The organism is Novipirellula herctigrandis, from assembly GCA_007859835.1.
GTDB classification, from domain to species: Bacteria; Planctomycetota; Planctomycetia; order Pirellulales; family Pirellulaceae; genus Novipirellula_A; species Novipirellula_A herctigrandis.
On record SJPJ01000002.1, the window covers coordinates 269122 to 291964 of the forward strand.

Below are 22843 nucleotides of genomic sequence, written 5' to 3' on the forward strand. Positions count from 1 at the left end.
CGCCTCACATCAACTGCACAAGCTTGCTTCCGCCAACCGCCTCTCGGGCAGCTTGGCGGTTGGCATCGATTGCTTTTCGCTCTTGCTCGTGCGATACCAGCTCGTATCGCACATTCCGCTGGCGGGCCTCGTAACCCGATTCCTCAATCGCCTCGCGGATTTGGTCGAGTGTCAAAAAATGGACCGTCCCAGCTTCGGCAACGACGTTCTCTTCCAACATCAAACTGCCCATATCGTTGGCACCAAACTGCAATGCCAATTGACCAATCTTCAAGCCTTGCGTCACCCAACTGCTTTGTAAATTCGGCACGTTGTCGAGGAACAAACGTGACACCGCCAATGTCTTCAAATACTCAAAAGATCCCACCGGTGAAATATGATCTAAATCCGTATGGTCCGGCTGGAAGGTCCATCCAATGAATGCAGTGAATCCGTTGGTTTCATCTTGTAACCGTCGAATACGATCAAGATGCTCGATCCGCTCTGCCAATGTCTCGACATGCCCGAACATCATCGTCGCACTACTGACTCCACCGAGTTGATGCCATACTCGCATCACATTGAGCCAATCGTCCGTCATGACCTTGCCGCGCGTGATCTCGTTTCGAACGCGGTCCACTAGAATCTCGGCACCACCACCCGGGATACTCCCCAAACCAGCATCCTTAAGTCGCTCAAGGACTTCCTCGAGCGGCAAGTGGTTGACTTTGGTGAAGTGATAGAGCTCTGGTGGACTAAACCCGTGGACATTGACATCGGGGAACGCCGACTTGATGTCACGGAGCATCTCTTCGTACCAATCCAACTTGAACTTCGGATGCAATCCGCCCTGCAACAAAATTTGGTTCCCGCCAAGGTCAACCGTTTCTTGGATCTTCGCCAGCAATTCCTCACGCGGTAGCACGTAACCATCACTACTCTTGGGACTGCGGTAAAACGCACAAAAGTCGCAAACCGCTGTGCATATATTCGTGTAGTTAATATTCCGATCGATGTTGTACGTTCGATAAGGTTCCGGATGCATGCGCCGCGAAACCGTATCGGCCGCCAAACCGAGCGATGCTAGATCGTGACTTTCGAGTAAACGTTGGCCTTCATCGGTCGTCAACCGCTCGCCATCAATCGCCTTGTCAAGAATGTCACGGATAGAAGAAGGAACAGGAGCAATCATGAGGAACGTAAGTCAATCGAGGAATCGTAATGTGGAATTAAATCAAGGGATACGGCGCGGCGATGAAATTCAGCCAAACCGTTCTGCTCGCCGACGCCAAAAGTGTAGTGCAAATTTTCGGCAAAGTACCGGAACAAGTCTTCGTTAGTCAGCCCATGAGTCGCTGCGTCACGAGCAGCAATTTCTTCGAGCGAAGCCAAACCGTCGTCACGTGACGCTTCGAGCCTTTCGCTCAGCCCGCTCGTATCGACCCCTGGCCGAGCAACCCATAGCGCGAACACAAAGGGCAATTCTGACCAACGACACCACCGGTCGCCAAGGTCCCAAATTTCGCGATAACAACGTGGCGGTGGATGCATCGCACGATCACCGATAAGTAGGACTGCGTCGGCATCGACGTGTTCGGGCGATTGGTCGATCGATAGTGGCACAATTTCGGGCCGCAGACCGTGCATTTCCCAAAGCAATACTTGCACCAATGCAGCACTGGTTCGGCTTCCTTCATCAAGCGCAAGCCGCCCTATTTGATTCGCTCCGACGCGGCTGAGCAAACGAACGCTCCACACCGGACCGCGACATGCGATTACGGCATTGGAAACCATTTGGTAGCTTCGCTCGGCCAAAAATTCGACCGACGGAATCAACGCGACGTCCAATTTCCCTCGTCGTAGATCATCCGCCAAGCGACTCGGCAAATTGAACGTAAGCTCACCGAAACCACCTAGCCGCTCGCGCAGCCCATGAACCAACGGTTTGGTGTTAAGGTAAGAAACCGCACCGATTCGTAAGTGGTTTTTCATGGAAGAGTTTGTTACGCGAAAAAAACAAGGATTCGGACACACTCTGAGAACCGAAATTGCATCGCCCCCGCAACCGCCGTGCCGGTGCGTAGCTTACACAATTTGAAAAAATTCGTCTGCCTCGCACTTTACCGTGACGATAACGCCCGTTTGGGGGTGATGAAACGAGATCGATTCAGCGTGCAGCAATATCCGCTCCGAATCAGCACCCGCAATCTCCGTCGGTAATTCGCGGCCTCGGTAGAGCCTATCACCCAAAATCGCGTGGCCTCGCATCGCGGCTTGGATTCGCAATTGGTGCATCCGCCCGGTATGCGGCTCGAGTCGAACAAGCGAACAATCGCGATCCTTCGAATACCCGAGCATCGTCATTCGCGTTTCCGCCCGCTTTGCCCCCAAGCATGTCGCCTCGCAGACTTCTCCACGCGCTTGATCAGGAACCTTTCGGATGAAGTCACACCACGTTCGCTGCTCTTCGGGAAATTCACATTTTCCACTCACCACCGCGAGATAGTGTTTTTGAACTTTTCGAGCGGCAAACTGATCGCTCAATAATTTGGCAACCCGTTTTCGTAGTGCCACTAACACAACACCGCTGACGTTGCGATCAAGACGATGAACCATCGCTATATAATCGGACCGACCGGCAAACTGCATGCGAAGTTGTGTTTCGAGGCTATCGACGCCTAGTGGTGCCTGCGTCAAAATGTCAGCAGGCTTTTCGACTGCGATCATCGACTCACTATCCCAAAGGATCTTTACTTCACGTTTCACTTCCGAACCATCCAACACCAGGCTGCTTCAATGAGCGCACAAAAAAACGAGAGATCCCGGCCACGACGACAAATGGCAAACCATTTATCGATCGACGAATCTCTCGTTAAGCTAATTTGTAAAGTGTCGTGCGTTTCCGTCAAGTGATGAAATCGGTCAACGCAATCAGAACGATCTACAGCGCAGCCCCATCAAGGACCAACGCAAGCATCGAAAACGCTTTACAATCAACCTCTTCAATCATCGACTAGGCTTTGCACATCGACACACGCTATTGCTCTAATGACGCCCCCTGATCGCGTACTGGTTTATGCTAAGAACGATTCAACCCTGCCCTGAACACCACTACTATTTTGTGACCGGCAAGCTTGCCGAACCCATGGTTCGTGAGACGGTCGATCGGCTCGCGAAACAATTTGGATTCGCATACTCCATTGGCGTCATGCCGATCACCGTAGCAGCGTTGATCACTCCCAAGTGGCTGATCCGTCATTTGAATCCACCATCCATTGCAACGCACGTCGTTGTCTCGGGCCATCTCGACACAGGGCACAACGAGCTCGACTCGCAAGTCCAAATACCCGTAATTTACGGCCCAAACGATTGCCGCGAGATGGCGGCAGTCTTCGGAGAAACTCGCTCGATCGATCCGCCGACAGACTACGACATCCAAATCATCGCCGAAATCAATCATGCACCGCGACAAGACCTACAATCCGTTGTATCGCGAGCCGCCCAGCTGGTTTCATGCGGAGCAAACGTGATCGACTTTGGTTGCGACCCTTCGAATCGGTGTCTCCAAATCGGCGACTACATCGCTGCATTGGTCGATCAAGGGATCTCCGTTTCGGTCGACACTTTCGATAGCTGGGAAGCCGCCGAAGCAACACGGCATGGTGCTTCGTTAGTGCTATCGGTCAATTCATCCAATCGCGATCAAGCTGTTGATTGGGGTGTCGAGGTCGTGGCGATTCCCGACACTCCTTGCGACAAAAAAAGTTTTGAAAAAACTATCGATTTTTTATCGAAACATGGTGTAACGACACGATTGGATCCCATTTTGGAACCGATCGGAACTGGTTTTGCAAACAGCTTGCTCCGCTATACCGAAACGCGCCGCGACTATCCCGAACATGAAATGATGATGGGCATCGGTAACTTAACTGAGCTTACCGAAGTCGATTCGGCGGGAGTGAATTTTTTGTTGCTAGGTATTTGTCAAGAACTTGGTATTCGCAGCGTATTGACTACCGAAGTGATTAACTGGGCCCGTTCATCCGTACGCGAATGTGATGCGGCGCGGCGACTGGTGCACTACAGTGTGAAAAAACGAGTGCCACCCAAGCATTTGAGTCACGATTTGGTGATGTTACGCGATGCGCGTCTTCATCCCTATACGAAACAAGCGATCGAATCGCTTGCAACATCGATTAGAGACAACAACTATCGAATCCTTGCGGAAAACGATTCACTTTATTTGCTGGCTGCAAACGTGTTGATTTCCGGCAGCGATCCGTTCGAGATGTTCCAAGAATTGCTTGATCGACCTGAATCCGATAACGTCGACGCTGGACATGCATTTTACTTGGGTTACGAAATGGCAAAAGCCTCACTCGCGTTGCAGTTAGCAAAACAATACAACCAAGATCAATCCTTAGACTGGGGACTTTTGACGGAGCCTGAAAACCGGCACCGAATCAGGCGCAAATAGTCGCCTCACGTCGAATGCAGCTCAAACGACTCTCCAATGTCGCATTTGGCGATTGGCATTTTCTATTGAACCTCGTCTACACTGAACCTCGTCTACACTGAACCTCGTCTACACCATGATTTGCTTACACCATGATTTCCTCGACATCGCACGCAGAAGCGTTTCCTGTTGTTCGACGACTGCCACCGAAATTTTCCATTTCGGAAGTTTTTCCTGCGTTTGCTTCGCGGACAGGGTGCCTTTGGTTTGATTCCGTCCCTTCAACCGACCTGTCGTTGGCGTCCGGCTTGTCGGGCGATTCAAGTTTGCCGCTTGCTCGCTATTCGTTCTTGATGTCCGATCCAATCGACACATTGATTGCCCATTGCGGTGCCAACGATCCTTGGCCCGTGCTCAACCGATGGGTGAGTCGACTGCCATTAATGCCACGTCACGATTTGCCCCCCATGCAAGGCGGTATCGCAGGTTTAATCGGTTATGAAGCGGCAACCTGGCTTGAATCGGTAGGCTTATCGCCCAACGAGGACTTTCCGACCCCCGCGATGTCACTCGGTCTTTACGATTGGACCATCGCAACCGACCATGCCCAAAAAAACTCGTGGCTCATTAGCCAAGGGTTCACGGCAAACAACGAGCCGAAAGATTCGCCCAGCGAACGCGAACATCGAGCCATCCGCCGCGCCGATGAAATCGAGACGATCATTGAACGCGCAATGCGGGTGGCCCATTCAAAACGTGAATCGGACGCGGTGGATTTCGAAGGTCCATCCGAATCGGTCACAAGCAATTTTTCGAGCGAACAATTTCGCATTTGTGTAAGCACGATCATCGACCGCATCCGAGCGGGTGATTTTTTTCAAGCCAACTTGGCTCAACGACTTTTGCACCCCGAAACGCTTCCGCCACCAAAGCTGTATCAGCGACTACGTGCTGCGAATCCAGCACCCTACAGCGTATTCTACCACGGCGACGGATTTGACGTGCTAAGTAGCTCGCCGGAGGCGTTCTTAAAACTTAGCGACGGAACCGTCGAAACCCGTCCGATCAAAGGAACGGTTCCTCGCACCGGCGACGTGGCCAACGACCAAATACTCGCCAATGGGCTTTTACAGAGCAAAAAGGATCGTGCTGAAAACATCATGATCGTTGACCTGATGAGAAACGACTTGTCGCGAGTTTGCACCGACGACAGTGTTCGCGTTCGCAAGCTGTGCCAAATCGAGCGTTACCAATTCGTCCAGCATTTGGTATCGATCGTCGTAGGAAAATTGCGAAATGACCAAAACGTTGTCGATCTATTAAAGGCATGTTTCCCAGGTGGCAGTGTCACCGGAGCCCCAAAGATCGAAGCGATGCGAACGATTGCCGAATTGGAACCACACAGACGCGGTCCCTACTGTGGATCGATGGGGTACATCAGTTGCACGGGAGACGCCGAATTCAACATTTTGATTCGCACCATTACGTCGACCGGCGGCTATTGGCAAATCCCCGTTGGTGGTGGCATCACCGCCCGAAGTGTTCCCGAGGCTGAAGAAACTGAAACGTGGACCAAAGCCAAGGGACTACTGCGAGCATTACCGAAATGATTCAAATCGAAGCGAAAGCCAACGATTGCCTTTTTCAAGTACATGTGACACCGAAGTCAAAACGGCCATCGATCGGTGGGTTGCACGATGGTGCGCTGCGGGTTTCTGTAGCGGAGCCCGCGGATAAAGGAAAAGCGAACAAAGCAGTCACCCAAGCAATTGCGTCGCTGTTGAAAGTTGCCAAATCACGGGTGGAAGTGCTCAGAGGGGAAACCTCACGGCGAAAAACGATCCGAGTCCGCGACGTGACGATCGAAGAACTAAAACCGATTGCGGACCTAGCACTTTGACGTTGCTTAAGGCGGTAATCAGCCTCCTTCACCCGATAGCCTCAAGGCGCACGATCAATTACAGTGTGACCCACTAGCAATTGTCTCGTGGTGAGGATTCGATACTCCCCAAAAGCCTATTTCAGCCAGAGTTCCTGCATGAACATCCAAAGTTTTCTCGAACATCACGGTATCCTTCGCAATCCTTTTGCTGAAGAAGACGCTCAAACCGATCCTGTTTTTAAAGAACATTGCATCAGCAACGCTTACCATCCGATTTGGGACAAGGTCTATGGTGACCCAAGCGAGCCATCGACGTCGATCATTTTCGGCCCCAAAGGATCGGGAAAAACAGCCATGCGACTGCAAATCGATCGCCATCTCGCTCGCTACAACGATGACAACCCTGGCAAGCGAGTCTTTGTGATCCATTACGATGACTTCAATCCGTTTCTCGATCATTTTAGCGAACGACAACGAAGACGAATCAGCAAGAAACCAGAAAAGGTGCTCGAGAATTGGAAGCTCTGGGACCATGTGGATTCAATCCTTTGCATCGGAGTTACCGATTTGATCGACCGCATTCTTAAATCGGGTGCGAACTCTGGCGATGGATCTCTCGATGATGCTTCGATCCGTTCATTTGACCGGACCCATTCTCGCGATCTACTGCTGCTGGCAAGTTGTTATGACCAATCGACCGAATCGTCTTTTAACACCCGCTGGAACTCGTTGCGTAAGTACTTGCATTTCACAAATTGGAAAACCAAGATTCCGTTTTTTGGTGCGATTGGTTGGTCGTTGCTAAGTGCTGTGTTTGTCGGATGGCTCTACTCTCGTCCTGTTGCCGAAGGGGCATCCCGCAATTTGCAGATCTTCTGGCTACTCCCAATTCTGCTGCTGATAGGATGGCTACCGTTTTTGATACGAATGATCAAATGCCAACTGGCCGCAATTGGAATTCATAAACACATGCGAGTTGGCAAACGAGAAACCAGCTCAATGCGAAAAATGCTACAAGAGATTCCTGCATCCGAATTAGCAAGCCAACCCTTGCCGCGATACGACCGAACTGATGATCGCTATGAATTGCTTCATAAATTCCAAAGCATTTTGAAGCACCTGGGATACACCGGCATCATCGTTTTAATGGACCGAGTTGACGAACCACACATGACCGGAGGCAAGCCGGAAAGAATGCAAAAGTTTGTTTGGCCACTACTGGATAACAAGCTGCTCAAGCATCCAGGGATGGGCTTCAAAATAATGTTGCCTCAAGAGCTGCATCGGGAAATTGAACGCGAAACTCGCGAGTTCCACGAGCGGGCTAGACTCGATAAACAGAATGTGATTCCGGCGTTCCAATGGACTGGTGAGGCACTCTACGACCTAGCCCGCGCTCGAATGATGGCATGTGGGGCAGAAGGCCGATCGCCGGAGCCAAGGGATTTGTTTCATGATGACGTCAGCTACCAACGGATGCTAGCAGCATTTCAATCGCTACGAGTGCCACGACATCTTTTCCGGTTCTTGTACCGGGTACTGGTCGATCACTGTAACCGCTATACCGATTCGCAGCCCGAGTACAAAATCAAGGCTGAAACCTTTGAAACGGTTTTGGCCGTTTACGGGCGTGACAACGATCCTAGTTTTAACTGAATCACATGAATGTCGGCCCCTCGATAGAGGATTTTTCGCGGGGGTTGGTGGGGATTGGTGATTTTGGTAGGTTAAAGGTCATCAGCATGACATCCATGCATGACAAATCACAACCTTCATTCAGTGTGCGAACGCTGACAGAGTAAAAATTCTTATTGGGAGCAGAAACTAGGTGGGTACGAAGCGAACAGGCAAAGGCCGACGAAAAGTTGGACGGAAAAAACGACGTATGCGAGCAAAGATCCGCCATCGTAAGAAATAGTGTGCTCTAAAGCAGACAGAAAGCTCGGACTTTTTTTAGTCCGAGCTTTTTTTTCACCGCTGCCACTACCCTCCCCCCCGCTCGAGGCAGTTGCCTTCCCCGGCTTACTTGCGAACATTACGGATGCGTCAGATGCCTAAGGGAGGTCCAATGCGCAACTAAATTCCCATCACCAAATTCATGCCATTTCGGGCCCTCGATTCATGGTGATATGAGCTCCGAAATTTGACATGGATCATCGGTTGCGCAGGATCGCTCGGGTGAGATTTCTTCTTTTCGACCTTTGGAAAGCTGTGACTTTGGGTCGGGAAAATTCTCGGTATTCATACAAGGATGGAGTATATGGTTTCGGAACCTGCGGTTTTTGAGCAAATCCCCACAAAACATGCTGTTGTCGTAAACGTCCTGCCCGAAACGTCGGAGTCATGGAGCCATCGCAGTCGCTGGCACAATGAATTGCACGCGGCAATCGAACGCGAGACTCAAGGCCGAATAAGAGACTTAATGGTCGGCTGGGAAGATCAGATGTCGATTGTCGAAGCGCGATGCGATGCCTATTACGCGGTTCAATTGAGTCTCTGTGCCGCTCGCGCCTTCCTCGACCAAAGCCAAGCCAAGCCTCCGGTTCGATTGACGTTTGACGTCCGTGGCCATTGGTTGGAGCTCTTTATTGTTTCCGCAGCGGAGGCGGTGGAAACGGAACGCATCGAACCGCCAGAATTGGTTTTTGCTCGCTCTTAAGTGTCGAGTTGAACCCGCCGAATTTTAGTACGTTTTATGTCGTGCCACGAGCAAAAACTCTGAATCACCATTGGCGATTTGATGCCATTACCGTTCGACTCGGGATGCAGGAGGGTTTTGTTGCGTCAAGGGCGATTGCTGCCGGACGAAACGGCCGAGGCAAGCCGTTTTTCACATTGGACAAATGCGCCGTTGGACGTTACGGCACGTTCTTCATGTGATTGCCTTCCTATGACCGCGAGTTGACGCTCGGTGGCTGATGCTTCCGATTGAAACCTGAATTACCCTGACGAAATGCTTCAGCATCTCGCAGGGAGTCGGTACTTTCGGCTACAATCGTCGACTATGTCTACTCAAATTTATCAATCAGTGTTGTCGCGAAATTTCATCGCGACGCTCTTCTTGTTTGCCATAACTCTGTTCTCAATTTCGGGTTGTTCCGAAATCGATACGGATCGGACTCGCGAAAGTGCAGTTTTCGATGGCGAGTATCCGATTGCCGTAACTGCGACGGTAGGCATGGTCGCCGACATAGTAAAAAGGGTTGGCAAACAGCATGTCACCGTCACCCAATTGATGGGCGCTGGCGTTGACCCCCATCTCTATAACGCTCCTCGCGATGACGTGTTACGGATCATGGAAAGTGATGTGACCTTCTATTCGGGGCTAAAACTGGAAGGAAAAATGGCCGACACATTAGTCAAATTGGCTAACCAAAAACCTGTCGTCCCGGTCACGGAACAGATCGACCGATCACAATTGCTTGAGCCCGAATCGATGCATGGCCATTACGACCCTCATGTTTGGATGGACGTTCAGGCGTGGGCCAAATGTGTCGACGTGATCGCTTCGACATTGTCTCAATTTGATCCTCAGCATTCCGATGACTACCGAGCTAATGCGGACGCCTATCTAAAGCAACTTGAAGAGCTTCACGCATATGGCCTCAAAGCGATCGGATCGATTCCTCCACAAAGCCGAGTGCTGATCACTTCACATGATGCGTTCAACTACTTTGGCCGCGCTTATGGCTTGGAAGTGCTAGGTGTCCAAGGCCTCTCAACCGAATCCGAAGCCGGTTTGCAGCGCATCAATGAATTAGTAAACATGATTGTGGAGCGAAAAATCAAAGCGGTCTTTGTCGAGAGCAGCGTTTCACCAAAAAATATCCGAGCATTAATTGAGGGTGCTGCGGCCCAAGATTACGAAGTCAAAATTGGCGGCGAGCTTTTCTCGGATGCGATGGGAATCGATGGAACCTACGAAGGAACCTACGTTGGCATGCTCGACCACAATATAACGCTTGTCGCTCGTGAACTTGGCGGCGTGGCGCCGCCCGATGGCTTTCTAGGCAACCTGGCACACGCCGAATCGCGTTCGATCGAGAAAGAGAGTCCATAGCGATGTCGAAAGAATCGATCCCGCTATCGGTTTACGATTTAACAGTTGCTTATCATCGCAAACCGGTAATCTGGGATGTCCAATTCAATATCCCGCCAGGGTCGCTTGTTGGGATTGTCGGCCCCAACGGTGCGGGGAAAAGCACGCTGTTAAAAGCAGTGATGGATTTGATCCCCAGTGCTTCAGGGCGTGTGGAAATCTTTGGGCATCCCTACCGGGACGTCCGCCACCGCGTCGGCTATGTGCCACAACGCGAGAGTGTCGACTGGGATTTCCCCATCAACGCACTTGATGTGGTCGCTATGGGCCTCTACAGCAAAATCGGATGGTGTCTTCCCGTTCGAAAGAAACATCGTCAAGCGGCTCTAGAAGCACTTCGGCGCGTTGGCATTGCAGATTTGGCTTACCGGCAAATCAGTCAACTTTCGGGTGGCCAGCAACAACGGACCTTTCTTGCGCGAGCACTTGTTCAAGACGCAGAATTGTATTTGATGGACGAACCATTCGCGGCGGTTGATGCCGCGACGGAGCAAGCGATCGTCGAAATTTTGCAGGATATGAAAAGCCGCGGCCGAACGTCGGTCGTTATTCATCACGACTTACAAACCGTCCCCGACTATTTCGATTATGTCGTGATGCTTAACATGCGCGTGGTGGCTCATGGTCCGGTGGAAGAGGTTTTCACGAACGACAACTTACAGAAGACCTACGGCGGTCGTTTAACACTGTTGGATGAAGTCAGCGAAGCGATGCGGCGTCAGGAGCGAACGCTGTGAGTTGGCGTGATCTACTGTTATTGCAGGACTACAATACCCGCGTGGTGGTATCGTCGACGGCGCTATTGGGCTGTGCCGCTGGCCTGGTTGGCACGTTCACGCTACTACGCAAACGGGCGTTGATGGGCGATGCCCTCAGCCACGCCACTTTGCCCGGAATCGCATTAGCTTTCATCATCGCAACGGCAACCGGACACAACGGAAAATCGCTCACGGTGCTTCTATTTGGGGCTTGTATCACGGGATTGATGGGTGTCGCCGTGATTCTGGTGCTGCGAAATTCGACTCGGTTAAAGGAGGACACGGCGCTTGGTGCGGTTCTCAGTGTCTTTTTCGGAGCTGGCATGGCCTTACTCGGTGTGGTCCAGCAGATGAAAGGCGGACACGCCGCTGGACTCGAAGCGTTTATTTATGGAAAAACCGCTTCGATGGGCTTTAACGATGCGATGCTGATTTCCGGAGTGGCGTTTGTCTGCGTTTTGGTCTGCCTACTTCTGTTCAAAGAGTTCAAGCTGCTTTGTTTCGACGAAGCGTTTGCCGGTTCGCGTGGCGTCCCGATCGTCCTGCTCGACCTAGCACTGATGGCGCTCGTCGTGATGGTATGTATCGTGGGACTGCAAGCAGTCGGTTTGATTTTGATGATCGCATTGTTGGTAATCCCCGCTGCCGCCGCGAGATTCTGGACTCAACAGTTGTCGACGATCGTGTTCATCTCGGCTGGACTTGGTGCAGCCGGCGGAATGACGGGCGCCGCGATGAGCGCTGCGTTCGCCAACTTGCCTTCGGGGGCGACGATCGTGTTGGTTTGCAGTCTGTTCTTTCTCTTTAGTATGGTCTTCGGCACGAATCGTGGTGTGCTAGTTCGGTTCCTTCGCCGTCGGCGAATGAACCGCTCGGTCGCTCGCCAACACCTTCTTCGTGCCATCTATGAAGTACTCGAATCGAGCGGTGACTTCGATCAACGCGCCGTCTCGTTTGCGTCGCTTCTCGATAAACGCAGTTGGTCCGCCAAACGATTGTCTCGTTCAATTCAAAGCGCCGCGCAGGACAACTTGCTTGACCAAACCGATGGTCAAGTGCATTTAACGGACGAGGGAATCAACGAGGCATCACGCTTAACGCGGCAACATCGACTATGGGAACTGTACTTGATCACCTATGCGGAAATTGCCCCAAGTAAAGTGGATCGTGACGCGGACGCGATCGAACATGTGCTTGAACCCGAAGTCGTTTTGGAACTGGAAGCCTTGCTAAAGGCTTCCCATGCCAATGTACCGCCAAGTCCTCACGCTTTAGGAACGGAGTCTTAGCATGTGGGTTGCACTTCGTTGGGATTGGAACCTAGATGGTTGGATTATCACAGTCGGCGTCCTGAGCGCTGTCGCCGCCGCATTGCTAGGGAATTTCTTGGTCTTGCGGCGAATGAGCTTGCTTGGCGATGCGATCAGTCATGCGGTACTGCCCGGCTTGGCCGCTGCGTTCATGATCACCAGTAGCCGTAACAGCTTGCCGATGTTTTTGGGCGCGGTCATCGTCGGCGTTCTGACGGCATTTTTTACCGAGTGGATTCGAAGTGTCGGTGACGTGGACGAAGGTGCTTCCATGGGCGTCGTCTTTACGTCGCTGTTCGCACTTGGGCTAGTAATGATTGTGCAAGCGGCGGACCATGTCGATTTGGACCCCAGTTGTGTTTTGTATGGTGCGATTGAAATGACGCCGCTCGATAAAATATCGGTCGCGGGTTTCGCCGTTCCGCGTGCCGCACTTTCCTTGGGGATCGTTGCGTTGGCAAACCTTGCATTCGTGACCCTGTTCATGAAAGAGCTGAAGCTGAGTTCCTTCGATCCTGCCCTGGCGACAACCACCGGTTTCAACGCGACACTTATGCATTACTTGCTGATGATTCTGGTCGCAGTGACAGCCGTAGCTAGTTTTGAAAGTGTCGGAAACATCTTGGTAGTCGCGATGTTTGTCGTTCCGCCCGCGGCGGCCTACATGTTGACCGATCGGCTGACGACAATGATCCTAATCAGTGTCATCATTGCGGCATCCTCAGCCGTGCTTGGTCACATCGCAGCCCTGACCGTGCCCGGTTGGTTTGGTTACCGCAGCACCACCACGGCCGGCATGATGGCAGTGGTTGCGGGATTGATATTGCTGTTTGCCGTTGCATTTGCCCCCCGCCACGGCATCGTTGTCAAACGAGTTCGCCACCACTTGCTCGGTTTGAGCATTTTGGCGGACGACGTAGTCGCTTTGTTATATCGAATGGATGAACGAGGCGAATCGTTACGATTAAACGCAAATCAATTGGCCACTGTTTTTCTAGTTGATCGTTTTTCCATACGAGCCGTCTTGCGTTGGCTGCGACTGCGAGACCAAATCGAACGATCCAGTGATGGCTACAACCTGACCAATGAGGGACGTACCCGCGCCCAAGGACTCATTCGCTCGCATCGGCTTTGGGAACAATACTTGGTTACTCTTGCTGGCATCGACGCGGATCGCATCCACGATAAAGCGGAAAGCTTGGAACACTTTACCGATGCTGAGTTGCGATCGCGTTTGGATCAGGAAACCAATGCACCGACGGTTGACCCGCACGGACGCCCGATCCCAAACGAAGAGCGAAGTTAGTCATCGCCATTACATATCAATTGGCAAATCGGCACTGCGGCAAGCATCCCCAAGATTGTTGCGACAAGGTAAATCCACAAGTGCTGAGTGTTCCCGCTAATGATTGCCGGCCCCATCGACCGAGCCGGGTTCATGGACGCACCACTGATTGGGCCGCCAAACATCGCCTCGAAACCAACGACACTGCCAATCGCTGCGCCAGCCATGATTCCTTTTTCTTTCGCTCCCGAAGAAACGCAAAGGATCACGAACATCAACATGAACGACAACACCACCTCCAACACAAAAGATTGCCAAACGGAACCATCATAGGGCAAGGTGGAACCAAGCGTCGGGTGATCGGGAAACAATATTTTAAGGAAAATCGCCGCCATTGTCGCGCCAATGCATTGACAAACAATGAACGGAATCACGTACTTTGCCTCAAAGCGTTTTGCGACCCAAAAACCGATCGTTACAGCAGGATTAATGTGAGCTCCGGAGATATCACCAAGGGCATAGATAAGGGACATCACAACCATGCCCCAAACTAACGCAACACCGGCGTGACTAATCATACCCTCACGAACGTCATTCACGACCGCTGCGCCGCATCCCGAAAACACCAAAATAAAGGTACCTAGGATTTCGGCAGTATACTTTTTGCTCACGCGCTCACTCGAATAGGAAAGAGGCAACAACGGGTATCAAAAAAAGAGATGTCATTGGTAACAACCGCCGTGCACTCGCATCGGGTCGTTGCGTCCCAAACCAATTCGAAGCAATCCTCCGCTGACACATTGTGGATCGATTGGCTTAATCAAGTGTTGCTTTTGGTGTCAAGCGGTTGTCACCACCGAACCATTTCGCGCGTTCCGCTCCCCAATACTCAGGAAAGAACCGATAGTAGTCCGCGGTTGGGAATTTGGCTTTATGATCGCGGTATCTCTGTGATCTCTGTTGAGCTTGTTGACGAGCCGCTTCCTGGTCACCGACAAAAAGCATCACTTCGTTGTAGGAGACTTGTTTGCCATCTTTGTCAATGAGCCTAGCGACGACTTTGAATGTGTCGCCCACTTCGCCGGCGACTTCCCAAGCGAATGCGTCAATCTTTCGTGAACTATCTCGGTTCACTTCGTCGACAGCAAACCGATTCGAAGCGATCTGATTTCCTTTCTGGTCGATTACCTCCGCCTCAATATTACAGCCCTCGAACGTCTTATCCAAATCATTGACGACCCATAGGTTGACCTCGCCGGTTTCCCCGGACTTCCATCGGCGTTGTTTCGTCTCGATCGAAACTAATAGCGGTTGGCAAGCTCGTTTGACATAGTCGTACGACAACTTTGGTTCTTGGAAATAATCAACAATGCCCCACTTCATATCAGGTGCGAAGGTAATAAAATGACAAATCGAAATCGCACTCGACTTTGGTTTCCGCCGCCGCATGTGCTCAATTCCCCACTGGAAAATCACCCCCTGCGAAACCTGAGTCGCGGCAACAAAATGCTCTAAAGTATCGGTCTGTGTGTCACCAACGACTTGTTCGTTCAACGCAATGAACGTATCGAGGTCGGCCCAGTGAAAGCCCCAACTTGGACCGGGTGGCCAAACCTCGTCGGGCGGAATAAATTTGCGTATGCTGTCGACGTTTGGAGCCGAACTGATCGCAAATTCGGGGATCACTGCGAAGTCCCACTCAGCGATGTAGTCTTCTAGTAGTTTACCACCCATCGCATAAAACAAGTAATGAGTATGGCCACTATCTTTAGGGCCACCGAGGCCGCGTTGATGCAGCATTGCCGGCCAATCCAGTGGAGAAGTCGTGACGTAAGGCAAATCAGTGAAAGGCCGAATTGCTTCACCCAAACCGACCAAGAAGTCCGCGTTGTACTCTAACCCTTGCGTGCCAAAGAACATTTCCTCGCCCCCTTCGAGCATCACAAGAGACGGGTGATGACGTAATTGCATGATCATCGAAACACCTTCGGCGAAGGTTGCTTCACGAAAGGCTTCATCCTCAGGAAGTCGCACCGATGCAAGCGGCAAAAGGTCTTGCCAAACCGTAACCCCGAGTTCGTCGCAAAGGTCATAAAACACGTCCACTTCGGATGGGTGCCACCCAAAAATCCGCAGGTTGTTCAAATTGGCATCTCGCGCCATTTCAATTAATTGGCGATACTTTTCGTCACTGTTTCGGCCATAGAAAATGTCGGGCGGGCCACCCCAACTAGCCGATCGCATAAACAATCGCTTGCCATTGATTAAGAAAGTCCATGGATTGCGAACCTGTTCTTCGCTGTAACCAGGATTGCGCTGCATCCGAATTTCGCGAATCCCAAACTTCGTCTCGGATTGGTCGGACAAAAAACCATTGGAATCGATCAGCGTGGTTTCAACCACATATCGGTTTGGATCACCAAGCTCCCAAGGCCACCAAAGCTTCGCATCAGGGACCTTCATCGACAATGTTACCGTTCCTTCGACGTGATCGCTTGGCACCGCGATTTCGACTTCGACCGGTTCGGATTCAAATCCAATCCCCTTGATCACCGACCGAACATTCAATTCGGCAAACGCGTCTGGGTTTTCCCTATAAAGTGAAACTTGCACATCCACCGTTGCCGAACCATCATCATGGATCGTGGTTTTGGGATAGACATCGGTAATGCGAGCGTCGCCAGTTGCCACGATCTTCACCGGCTTCCAAATTCCAATCGGAGTCAAAGTCCGCCAATAGTCTCCATGCCACGCAAACTTGCGACCTGCGACCTTTCGGTAAGACCTCGGTGGCGGATCAAGTTTGAGGACTAAACAATTCGCTCTCCTGTCATCGCGATAGAGAAGGTGTTCACTAATTTCAAATTCAAAGGGTGAGAACATTCCTTCGTGGCGACCAAGTGATTTACCATTGAGCCACACTTCGCATCCATAGTCGACTCCCTCGAAACAAACATGGATCGTTTTGCCTTGCCACGAAGCGGGGACTCCGAATTGGCGTCGATACCACCACTCTTTCTCCATCACCCACTTTGCACGCAAGGCGTTGCGACCGTAATGGGGGTCGTCGATCTCGCCCGCACGCCAAAGGTCTGTGTAGACGTCGCCTGGAACTTCGGCACCGTTCCAATTGAACGTACTCGGACAGACTTCGCCAAAGTACTCGTGGAACCCTTCGATTTGCCCTTGCCCAGGCCGAATCCCCTCCATTTGCCATTGCTGGCCACTGAGATCGAGAACCAACCGACCGGAATCAGGGTTTGGTGACTGCTCGGACTTCGGCTCATCAGCGATCAACGCTCCGGTCGCGACAATGCAAAAAAAGGAGACGACCAAGTCTGCCAAACGAAATGTCTGCAAGAGGTTCATGGTTCTTCTGCTACAGTGAGAGTTAATAACCTTGGTGGAAACGACCAGTTCGCATCACGGATCCATCGTTCGGATACAGAATAGATGCTTGGTGGAACGCAAATAAAGACTTCCGTCGGAAATCGCTGGCGAAGCAAACACCGATTCGCCGAGCACATTTGTTTGCACAGGCTCCGCGTCATCCTTGGTGGCATCAATGATCTTGGTAATACCGTCGTCGGACGTGAAATAGACCAAATCGTTAGCCGTCACAAGCGATGCACTGTAGTGCCGGCCTAATCGAGCACGCCAAATACTCGATCCACTATCCGTTTCGAAACAATGGGCCGTGCCACGATCATCGGCGATAAACAATCGATTACGAACCACGATTGGCGACGGCACATAGCATCGAGCATCTCGAATGTGCCAGCGCACGTGCGACTCGGTAACATCGCCGATACCTCCCGGGCGAATCGACATAACATGGTAAGTGGGAAAACCAGCGGTGAGAAAAAAACTTGTCCCATCATCCACCATCGAAGCGACAAATTGCTCTGTCGGCCCTTCGATCCACCATCGCAACGTACCGGTCAAAGCGTCGAATCCAGCGACGCGTTTGCTGCCGGTCAATATCGCTTGCATCTCTCCGTCAAATTCGCGCAGTAGAGGCGTGACGTAACTGCGTGTCCTGTGGAGTCGCCGTGTTTTCCAAATGATCGCACCGGATGTTTTATCAAGCGCCACCAAATATGACTCTCCATCGTGATCGCCATTCAGGATGACAATATTTTGATACACGATGGGGCTAGTGCAAAAACCATGCATACTCGAAAAAGGGCCTACCTGAACCAACCAGCGCTGGTGCCCCTGGTCGTCGTAAGAAGCGGCGACCATTTCACCAACCTCGACATCCGATTCACCATTCACATTTTTTGCATCGCCTTGGACGAGGAACGTCACAAAGACATTATTTCCATCTGCCGCTGGCGTCCCCGATGCATAGCTATTGAGGTTATGTTTTCTTTCAAGCGGCGACGAGGCTACGGCGCGAGACCACAGAACCGAACCGGTCTTTTTGTCCACACGGTGAAGCATCCGCTCGTGTGTTTGTTCATTACAGGATGTCAGAAAAATCGATTGGCCCGAGACAATCGGCGAAGAGTATCCTGAACCGGGAATCGCCGTTTCCCAAAATATGTTTTTGCCAGTCTCTCCATCCCACTGCGTAGGAACATTCGACTCCTTGCTCGTTCCATCTCCGCGTGGTCCTCGCCATTGCGGCCAATCTTCGCTGCGTGTAGGGACCAAGGGAATCGTGCAGAAGCAGGCGAACATCATCCAGCAACAAAGCCGTTTTACTCGAAATCGTCTCATTGTGGTTGCCTGCCGTAATGCCAATCTAAAATGTTTCGCTCTTGAAAGAAGCGGCACGTAAGGATCATGGTAATTTAGCCTTTCTTACGTCCAACGCTACCGTGCTAAGCTTTCAGTTCCGTGGTTCGATTGGCGACATTTTCAATGACGATTACCGCCGCCGCGGCGAAAACCGCCAATCCAACGAGCATTGCGATGCTGCCGGTCCATTGGCTCGGCGAAACGAATTTCATCGTTCGAAATTTCATTTCAAGATGAGCTGTTTCCGGCGTTGCGGCTTGTAGCGGCCACAACCTTCCCACGCTCCCGATCATCAAGCCGATCAATGATGCCATCGTGCTGCCGCGATGGTGTTCGAGCAGCCAGCGAAGCAAACGCGAAAACGCCAACAGTCCAAATGCACAGCCGCTTCCAAATACCGCGATTTGCAGCAACGCATCGAATGTAAATTGGCCATGGACGGCGTCCTTGATCAATCCGGTAATAGGATGGTAAACGCCGAGAAGAAGCAACACAAACGCACCGCTAATTCCCGGCAAGATCATTGCGCAAATCGCAATGGACGCACTCAAAAACAAGTATGGCAAACTCATGTCACCACCCGCTGACGGAAGAAACGAAATCGCCATTGCAACGGTGACGCCCATCAGACAAGCGAAGACTTCCTTTGCATGCCACACTCGAACGTATCCTTTGACGATCCAAACACTGCCCACGATCAGCCCAAAGAAAACAGCAAAGGTTTCAGGTTGTTTGTGATCGAGTAGCCAATGCATCAGTCCAGCAAGGGTCAACACGCCGGTAGCGATGCCGATTCCGAGTGCAACCAAGAACCGGAAGTCGATATGGTAGGCTGCCTCGCGAAATTCAAATCGAGTCACTTTGCGGATGAATTCTGAGTCGATTTCGCTGATCGCTGAAATCAAACGCTGATAATGCCCCAGCACCAACGCCACCGTGCCGCCACTGACCCCCGGAACCGTGTCGGCCGCTCCCATGCAGAAACCTCTCAGCACATTCACGACATCCCCCAGCAAAGAAGAGGGCCCCAGTAAAGAAGAGGGCCCCAGCAAAGAAGAGGGTTCGCTTGAGGCATCGTGAACATTCGAACGAGCCTCTTCCTTGGCAGGATGAAGTTCGTCGGCAGGATCCAATTCATTGTCAGGATCTGGCGGCACATTCGGTCCAGTCGTCACAAAACTCTCCGTTGACATACGTTTGGCTCTCTCATGATCCGCCAGCGACATCCAGACTTTCCGGATTGCCGTGACGAGCGATACTGGACAAGAGTGCCTTCCGAAGCGACAAATTGCAATCGTATATGTAAGTTTTGTTTTAACTTCTTTCTCTTCTCCCTTTGTCAGGACCTATCCAGCTCGTGCTCCAAATCATCATCTTGGCGATCGTTCAAGGCATTGCGGAATTTCTGCCAATTAGCTCTTCGGGCCATCTCGTCGTGCTTGGCGCCATGATGGGCGAGCTGAGTGAATCGGCCACCATGGAAATTATCCTGCACGCCGGCACACTTGGTTCAATCTTGGTGATCTATTGGCGGCGTATCCTCGACCTGCTGACTCGTGACCGCCGCGTTATCGGCTTGATGGTAGTGGGAACCATTCCCGCAGTCATTGTCGGGTTAACAATCAAAGAAAGCTTCGAATGGCTATTGCGAGATCCGCTTCTGGCTGGCGCGATGTTGATCGTCACTGGTGTCTTTTTGGTCATTTTGGGACGACTTCGTCCTCGCGATGGAAATTACCAACAACTTAGCTACCTCAGTGCTTTTCTGATCGGGTGTTTTCAAGCCTTTGCTATCTTACCGGGCGTGAGTCGAAGCGGCTCCACCATTCTCGGCGGACGACTTTTCGGTCTCAAAGGCGACGATTCCGTCACATTTTCTTTTCTGCTAGCAATCCCAGCAATTTGTGGTGCCACGGTTCTAGCAGCCAAAGACATCATTAAAGGCGAGGAAGTGGTCTCGTCGCTTCAATATTCAACGACGCAAATGCTTGTGGGCGCAGTAGTTGCGTTCTTGGTTGGATTGGTGGCATTGAAATGGCTGATTGGTTGGAGCCGGCTCGATCGGCTCCATTGGTTTGCTTATTGGTGCATTCCAATGGGGATCCTGGTCATCATCGGTTCAGTAAAAAACTTGCTGTAGTGCCTTAAACCACGCGTTTTCAGTGTGGACGAGCGTTTAGTGTGTTGTATAATCGATCTCACTTCCACCCCGCTCCTATCTCTCGATACTCGCCCAGAAAAGGTCCAGCATGTCATCTCAACTCACTGACCGGCAACAGAATGTCTATAACATGATTCGGTCTTTGATAGTAAAGCGGGGCTACGGACCGACCGTTCGTGAAATTGGTGAACATTTTGGAATCAAGAGCCCCAATGGTGTCATGTGTCACCTCCGTGCGCTTGAGCGTAAGGGCTTGATCACGCGAAGCCCGAACAAGTCGCGGGCAATCGAACTGACCAGTGCTGCGGATCGCAGCGGACATAGCTTACCACTGGGTGGTGTTGTATCGGGCAAGCCTTCTCGTTTGGTATTTGAAGAGAACGACCGCGTGGACTTCAGCGAGATGATTTTCGAAGAAGACCGTTTTGCGTTACAAGTCTCGGGCGATTCGATGGTCGATGCAAAGATCGACGACGGTGACTATGTGATCGTTCGGCGACAAAGCCAAGCCGTTCCTGGCCAAATGGTTGTCGTCGAGAATAGCGAAGGCGAATCGATGCTCGGGTTTTATTTTCCCGAAGCAAATCGGATTCGTATCCAAGCCGCCAACAATGCAGTTCCGCCAACCTACTTAAACGATGCCAAGATCGTAGGAGTTGCTGTCAGCGTGGTTCGGCCAAATATTTAGTTAACCTTACCTTAAAAGATCTTCGGGGCACCATCGGAACTTGCTTTTGCAGGTCGTTCCCCTCACTCGAATGGGCCCCAATCGAAAAATCACAATGCGGACTTGCAAGTGCGGCAAATGCTACCCCGCTTGCTTCTTCTCTTCCGCCGCGGCGATCTTGTTGTAGAGCGTTTTCAGACTAACGCCTAGCTCTTCCGCCGCCGCAGCTTTGTTTCCGTCGTGACGCTCAAGCGCCCGTTCGATTGCCACCATCTCTAGCTGACGCAGTGACATCGGTTCAGAATCACGCAGCTCTTTCCTGAGTTGCCGTTTTCCGAAGTGACGTGGCAAGTTTCCTGTATCAATCGGGAACGAATCGCAAAGAATCGCCGCATGCTCAATCACATTGGCTAGCTCACGGACATTCCCTGGCCACTGATGAGCCTTCAATTCTGCGATCGCTTCAGGGGAAAAGAGTTGGTCATCTTTTCCGTCAGTTCGGTGACGGCGAAGCAAGTGAGTCGCTAGCGGGATGATATCCTCAACGCGGTCTCGCAGTGGCGGTACTTCGATTTCGAACGCGTTGATGCGAAACATCAAGTCTTCGCGAAAGGTGCCCTCTTCGACCATCTTTTCCAAGTCGCGATGAGTGGCGCATATCACGCGTACATTCACATGCACGGTTTGATTGTCGCCAAGTCGACGGATATCGCCCGTTTCGAGAACACGCAATAGCTTCGCTTGCATCGACAAAGGCAACTCGCCAATCTCGTCCAAAAAGATGGTGCCTCCGTCAGCCACTTCGAAAAGTCCAACTCGCGCCGCATCCGCTCCGGTGAACGCACCTTTGCAATGACCGAAAAGTTCGCTTTCGATTAGGTTTTCCGGCAGCGCGCCACAATTGATTGCCACGAGTGGTTGGTCTGCTCGCAAACTCGAATCGTGCACGGCCCTAGCGACCAACTCCTTTCCACATCCAGTCTCACCTCGGACCAATACGGTGCTTTCGGTCGGCGCCACCTTTGCGATTAGCGTACGAACCGAGTGCATCGCTTTGGCATTGCCAACCATCTTCGAATCGCCTTCGGCGCGAAGCAATCGATGCTGCAATGCAGTCAGTTGACGTTTGGTTTGCCGTCGTTCAGCGACTCGCCCCAAAAGCCCAGCCATATCAGCCAAGCGACATGGCTTGGTCAAATAGTCATAGACTTGGTAGTGGACCGCCGCGATTGCGGTTTCGGTCGTCGGCTTGCCAGTCATAATGACCACTTCAATTTCAGGGCGAAGCTCTCTCGCTTTGGCGATCACTTCGATGCCGCCGAGTCCCGGCATATTCAGGTCGACGAGCAAACAATCAAAGGGCTCTTTTTCAAGTGCCGCAACGGCGGTTAATCCATCGGGACACACGGTGACACTATAGCCCATCCGCGGCAATTCGGATCGCATTAGTTCCTGCAGATTCTTTTCGTCATCGGCGAACAAGATGTGCATCGCCGGACG

The 22843-nt window shown here is 51.7% G+C and carries 20 protein-coding genes; 12 read left to right on the forward strand and 8 right to left on the reverse strand.

Features of this window, described 5'->3' with window-relative positions:
- Window positions 1-4 precede the first annotated feature (4 nt).
- From mqnC to CA13_RS31820, 3 genes are all read right to left on the reverse strand, one after another.
- A complete protein-coding gene (gene mqnC / locus CA13_RS31810) occupies window positions 5-1171 on the reverse strand; it encodes a cyclic dehypoxanthinyl futalosine synthase (protein WP_146404150.1) in 1167 nt (388 codons plus the stop codon).
- Window positions 1168-1971, reverse strand: a complete 804-nt coding sequence (locus CA13_RS31815; protein WP_146404151.1) for a menaquinone biosynthetic enzyme MqnA/MqnD family protein — start codon at window positions 1969-1971, stop codon at window positions 1168-1170. Before CA13_RS31815 ends, mqnC begins: the two co-directional genes overlap by 4 nt.
- Window positions 1972-2064: 93 nt before the next feature.
- Window positions 2065-2745 (reverse strand): RluA family pseudouridine synthase, encoded by a 681-nt coding sequence (locus CA13_RS31820; RefSeq protein WP_419195230.1) that lies wholly within the window; start codon window positions 2743-2745, stop codon window positions 2065-2067.
- A 310-nt stretch (window positions 2746-3055) separates the two neighbouring features.
- Between CA13_RS31820 and CA13_RS31825 the strand changes: the two genes are divergently transcribed.
- From CA13_RS31825 to CA13_RS31870, 10 genes are all read left to right on the forward strand, one after another.
- Entirely contained in the window at window positions 3056-4456 is a 1401-nt protein-coding gene (locus CA13_RS31825) for a DUF6513 domain-containing protein (RefSeq protein WP_146404152.1), read from the forward strand.
- A 131-nt stretch (window positions 4457-4587) separates the two neighbouring features.
- Window positions 4588-6045 carry an anthranilate synthase component I family protein gene (locus CA13_RS31830; RefSeq protein WP_146404153.1) on the forward strand — a complete coding sequence of 486 codons (1458 nt, stop codon included), beginning with the start codon at window positions 4588-4590 and terminating at the stop codon, window positions 6043-6045.
- Window positions 6042-6335 carry a DUF167 domain-containing protein gene (locus CA13_RS31835; protein WP_146404154.1) on the forward strand — a complete coding sequence of 98 codons (294 nt, stop codon included), beginning with the start codon at window positions 6042-6044 and terminating at the stop codon, window positions 6333-6335. The genes CA13_RS31830 and CA13_RS31835 overlap by 4 nt, the downstream gene beginning before the upstream one ends.
- Window positions 6336-6473: 138 nt before the next feature.
- Window positions 6474-7973: a hypothetical protein gene (locus CA13_RS31840; protein WP_146404155.1), complete on the forward strand. Its 1500-nt coding sequence runs from the start codon at window positions 6474-6476 to the stop codon at window positions 7971-7973.
- Between the two features lie 604 nt (window positions 7974-8577).
- A complete protein-coding gene (locus CA13_RS31845; RefSeq protein ID WP_146404156.1) occupies window positions 8578-8976 on the forward strand; it encodes a hypothetical protein in 399 nt (132 codons plus the stop codon).
- Between the two features lie 41 nt (window positions 8977-9017).
- A complete protein-coding gene (locus CA13_RS31850; protein ID WP_146404157.1) occupies window positions 9018-9197 on the forward strand; it encodes a hypothetical protein in 180 nt (59 codons plus the stop codon).
- Between the two features lie 124 nt (window positions 9198-9321).
- Window positions 9322-10377 (forward strand): metal ABC transporter solute-binding protein, Zn/Mn family, encoded by a 1056-nt coding sequence (locus tag CA13_RS31855; RefSeq protein ID WP_146404158.1) that lies wholly within the window; start codon window positions 9322-9324, stop codon window positions 10375-10377.
- Between the two features lie 2 nt (window positions 10378-10379).
- Window positions 10380-11153, forward strand: coding sequence for a metal ABC transporter ATP-binding protein (locus CA13_RS31860; protein ID WP_146404159.1), 774 nt, complete (start codon window positions 10380-10382; stop codon window positions 11151-11153).
- The gene (locus CA13_RS31865; protein WP_146404160.1) at window positions 11150-12463 is read left to right on the forward strand and encodes a metal ABC transporter permease; all 1314 of its coding nucleotides are present in this window, start codon (window positions 11150-11152) and stop codon (window positions 12461-12463) included. The genes CA13_RS31860 and CA13_RS31865 overlap by 4 nt, the downstream gene beginning before the upstream one ends.
- A 1-nt stretch (window position 12464) precedes the next feature.
- Window positions 12465-13790 carry a metal ABC transporter permease gene (locus CA13_RS31870; protein ID WP_146404161.1) on the forward strand — a complete coding sequence of 442 codons (1326 nt, stop codon included), beginning with the start codon at window positions 12465-12467 and terminating at the stop codon, window positions 13788-13790.
- On the opposite strand, the gene CA13_RS31875 is transcribed toward CA13_RS31870, so the two are convergent.
- The 4 genes from CA13_RS31875 to CA13_RS31890 all read right to left on the reverse strand — a co-directional run bounded on the left by CA13_RS31875 (window position 13787) and on the right by CA13_RS31890 (window position 19708).
- Window positions 13787-14440: an MIP/aquaporin family protein gene (locus tag CA13_RS31875; protein WP_146404162.1), complete on the reverse strand. Its 654-nt coding sequence runs from the start codon at window positions 14438-14440 to the stop codon at window positions 13787-13789. The two genes, CA13_RS31870 and CA13_RS31875, sit on opposite strands and share 4 nt — an antisense overlap.
- Before the next feature lie 145 nt (window positions 14441-14585).
- A complete protein-coding gene (locus tag CA13_RS31880) occupies window positions 14586-17138 on the reverse strand; it encodes a glycoside hydrolase family 2 protein (protein ID WP_146404163.1) in 2553 nt (850 codons plus the stop codon).
- A 54-nt stretch (window positions 17139-17192) separates the two neighbouring features.
- Window positions 17193-18494, reverse strand: coding sequence for an outer membrane protein assembly factor BamB family protein (locus tag CA13_RS31885; RefSeq protein ID WP_419195231.1), 1302 nt, complete (start codon window positions 18492-18494; stop codon window positions 17193-17195).
- A 104-nt stretch (window positions 18495-18598) separates the two neighbouring features.
- The gene (locus tag CA13_RS31890) at window positions 18599-19708 is read right to left on the reverse strand and encodes a DUF368 domain-containing protein (RefSeq protein WP_146404164.1); all 1110 of its coding nucleotides are present in this window, start codon (window positions 19706-19708) and stop codon (window positions 18599-18601) included.
- A gap of 155 nt (window positions 19709-19863) precedes the next feature.
- Between CA13_RS31890 and CA13_RS31895 the strand changes: the two genes are divergently transcribed.
- Window positions 19864-20655, forward strand: coding sequence for an undecaprenyl-diphosphate phosphatase (locus CA13_RS31895; RefSeq protein WP_146404608.1), 792 nt, complete (start codon window positions 19864-19866; stop codon window positions 20653-20655).
- Between the two features lie 109 nt (window positions 20656-20764).
- Window positions 20765-21364 (forward strand): transcriptional repressor LexA, encoded by a 600-nt coding sequence (gene lexA, locus CA13_RS31900; RefSeq protein WP_146404165.1) that lies wholly within the window; start codon window positions 20765-20767, stop codon window positions 21362-21364.
- A gap of 120 nt (window positions 21365-21484) precedes the next feature.
- Here the strand turns inward: lexA and CA13_RS31905 are convergent, their stop codons facing one another.
- Complete coding sequence (locus tag CA13_RS31905) at window positions 21485-22834, reverse strand: sigma-54-dependent transcriptional regulator (RefSeq protein ID WP_146404610.1); 1350 nt, start codon at window positions 22832-22834, stop codon at window positions 21485-21487.
- Window positions 22835-22843: the final 9 nt, after the last annotated feature.